The following is a 2,920-nucleotide window of genomic DNA, read 5'->3' as shown; positions in this document are numbered from 1 at the left end:
CATCCCGTCCCTGCCAACGCGTTCCCCACGTTCCAGACCTTGCCGCGGTGAAAGAAACGCAGCGGATCGGCACGTCCGCGCTACCAAATAGGCCCCGAAACAAACTCTGGTGAATAGGAACGGCTAGGCCGCCGCGCTGAGCGAGATCGATCTGAACCTTCACCGGGCAGACAATGGCAAGGCACGACACTGCAATGAGAAGATGGCGCTGTTTTGGTCTCATCGAAACGGCTCACCTTTGCAGTTGGATCTTCAGCGAGGCGTTTTGCAATCGAGTTTGGGAAACGCATCCAAAAAACGATAACGGCTAAGGCATGGGGTTTGTTTCAAGGTTAGATCGATGTCTTGAATGAGAACAAATCGGACTTCGAGAATGGCGACGATCCGTCAGCGGTTCTGAGGGCGCCATTTCGGAAAGCTTGCATGAATTTCCGGATATGATGAACGGGAGATGAATAACCGCGAAATCTATATTGATGGCCCAGCGCATTCATCATCTGTTCATACTTAAAGGCGGCGGGAACTATGCTGAAGATGCCGTAACATACTTTGAAACTACTTGAGGAATGCCGCGTTGTCGGTTGCCGGGTGCAAAGCCCGAACACTTATTCAGGAGTCGATCATGTCTAAGAAATTTCTCATTGCTAGCGCTGTCCTCGCCACTCTTGCGCCTGCCGCTGCCTTCGCACAATCGGGCGGTGCCGCTGCCGGGGCTGCCACGGGGGCGGTCGGTGGTGCGATCGTTGGCGGTCCCGTCGGAGCCGCTGTAGGCGGTGTCACGGGTGCCATCGTCGGTGGGATCGCCGATCAACAGCAGCCGGAGTTCCGTCAGTACGTGACCACGCAGAAGGTGCCCTCCTATACCTATAGGGAAGAGGTTCGTGTCGGTGCGGTTCTCCCGGAATCCGGGGTGACCTATCACGAAGTTCCTGCCGAATATAAGGTGAAGGGGTATCGTTACACGGTTGTGAACAATACTCCTGTGCTGGTGGAGCCGAGCAGCCGCAAGGTCGTGCAGGTCATCCGCTAAAGCCGGCTATTCCTTGATCTCAGCCACGGGCGGCCATCTCGGCCGCCCTTTTTGCGTCGGCAGAGATGGCAGGTTTTCCCTCCCGTGCCTTTCGTTCCGAGCGCAGAGGTGCCGCTGTCCACTCTCGTTGCGCATTCGAAAGTTCCCCCACTTGAGATTGGAATAAAACGGCTAGGTTCACCGTTATGATGCGTAGAGGCTTTGCGGAGCAGGAATGCCGGCAGCCATAGGACAGGAATTGGTGGCGCTTCTGCCCCGGCTGAGGCGCTTTGCATTGGTGCTTTGCCGCTCACAGCCCCTCGCGGACGATCTTGTTCAGGGGGCTTGCGAGCGTGCGCTTGCCAATGCGGAAAGTTGGACACCGGGGACCAAGTTTGACGCATGGATGTTCCGCATTCTCCGCAATCACTGGATTGATCACCTGAGACGGATGAGAACCGAAGGTATGATGGAAGACGTATCGCTGCAGACGCAACTTGTCGGGGACGCGGGCGAGGGCCCGATCCTGAACCGGCTGGTTCTGTCCGAGGTCCAACGCGCCATCGATAATCTGCCTCCAGAGCAGCAGGAGGTTCTCGTTCTCGTGTGCGCCGAAGATCTCAGCTATCGAGAGGCCGCCGAGGTCCTGGGCGTTCCTATCGGGACTGTCATGAGCCGGCTTGCACGGGCGCGCAAGCGGTTGATGGAGATGACGGCCGCCGCCTAGGTGCTGACGAAAAGCAAGAGCGGAGCAATAATAATGTCTCAGCTACATCTCAGCGATGAGATCCTGATGGCCTTTGCCGACGGTGAACTTGAGGAGCCTACGGCTGCCGCGGTTGCCAAAGCGATGGCGGACGACGCCACCGTGGCCAAGCGGATCATGGATTTTCAGCAGAGCCGCCGTTTGACCCGTTCAGCCTTTTCCCCTGCCTTGATGCCCGATGTGCCACCTGAATTGCGGGCAGCCGTATTAGCTCAGGTCAAATCCTATGAGGCTGCCAGCGAGCCGAAAGCAGCGTCGGACATCAAGCCGCCGCAGAACGAATGGCTCAGGCGAAAGCGAGCCTTCATGCAGATGGCTTTGGCAGCGTCCATCGCTGCCATCGCGCTTGCTTTGGGCTACTTCATGGGCTGGCAAGGCAAACCAGGGCCAGACGGCCTGATAGCGCAGTTGGAAAGCCCTCTTATCCGGCATGAATTGAACATTACTGCGTCTGGAAAAGATGTGGAGCTGCCATTTGGCCGTCTGCGGGTGATTTCGACCTATCGTCTCCCAAACGGCTCCTTGTGCCGTGAATTCCGGCTCCAGTCGTCCACTGAGTCAGCAGAAGCCGTTGCTTGCCGCAACGGTGAATGGAACGCAACCTTCGCCTTGGCAAGTGCCGTCAACAACGCCGAATACACTCCGAGCGGGGGAGGCGACTCGGTGGCAGCGTACTTGCAGAGTATCGGTGCAGGTCAGCCGCTTGTCGACGAGGCGGAGACCAGAGCTCTTGCCGAAACCGACCGCTAAGAGGCTGGTGAGCAATTATCTTTCCTTTCGCGTGAGGCGACGCAGCAGGATGCGGCTCATGGCGAGATAGAGCAACATCTCGCCGGTCTCGACCAAGCGTTCGTAGTCCTTGGCGAGCCGCCGGTTGGTGGTGAGCCAACCGATGGTCCGCTCGACAACCCACCTGCGTGCGAGCACCTGGAAGCCACTCGGTCGCGTCGGCGGCTCCGCGTCAGCCCGCATCCAGGTTCCGCCGCTCCACCAATGCTGCGGGATGGATAATCTCCAGCTCAGGGCCTTCTGGAGCCAGTCCTTCAGCCCACGATAAGCCGTGTCGGCCCACATCAACTCAATGGCCGGAAACAGATTCTGCAGACCCTCCAGCAGGAGTTCGGCTCCGGCGCGGTCATGGAGGT

At 58.4% G+C, this 2,920-nt stretch carries 4 protein-coding genes; 3 read left to right on the top strand and 1 reads right to left on the bottom strand.

Features of this window, described 5'->3' with window-relative positions; translation table 11 throughout:
- The first annotated feature begins 622 nt into the window (after positions 1-622).
- The 3 genes from FS320_RS41060 to FS320_RS41050 all read left to right on the top strand — a co-directional run bounded on the left by FS320_RS41060 (position 623) and on the right by FS320_RS41050 (position 2,525).
- Positions 623-1,030, top strand: a complete 408-nt coding sequence (locus FS320_RS41060) for a DUF1236 domain-containing protein (RefSeq protein WP_152718312.1) — start codon at positions 623-625, stop codon at positions 1,028-1,030.
- Between the two features lie 214 nt (positions 1,031-1,244).
- Entirely contained in the window at positions 1,245-1,736 is a 492-nt protein-coding gene (locus FS320_RS41055) for an RNA polymerase sigma factor (RefSeq protein WP_152718310.1), read from the top strand.
- A gap of 66 nt (positions 1,737-1,802) precedes the next feature.
- The gene (locus tag FS320_RS41050) at positions 1,803-2,525 is read left to right on the top strand and encodes a hypothetical protein (protein ID WP_152718308.1); all 723 of its coding nucleotides are present in this window, start codon (positions 1,803-1,805) and stop codon (positions 2,523-2,525) included.
- 15 nt (positions 2,526-2,540) lie between these two features.
- On the opposite strand, the gene FS320_RS41045 is transcribed toward FS320_RS41050, so the two are convergent.
- A partial coding sequence (locus FS320_RS41045) for a transposase (protein ID WP_152711663.1) occupies positions 2,541-2,920 on the bottom strand: 380 nt, incomplete at its 5' end.

The sequence above is a fragment of the Microvirga tunisiensis genome (assembly GCF_009296175.1).
GTDB lineage: Bacteria > Pseudomonadota > Alphaproteobacteria > Rhizobiales > Beijerinckiaceae > Microvirga > Microvirga tunisiensis.
This window is presented reverse-complemented; position numbering and strand designations above follow the sequence as displayed.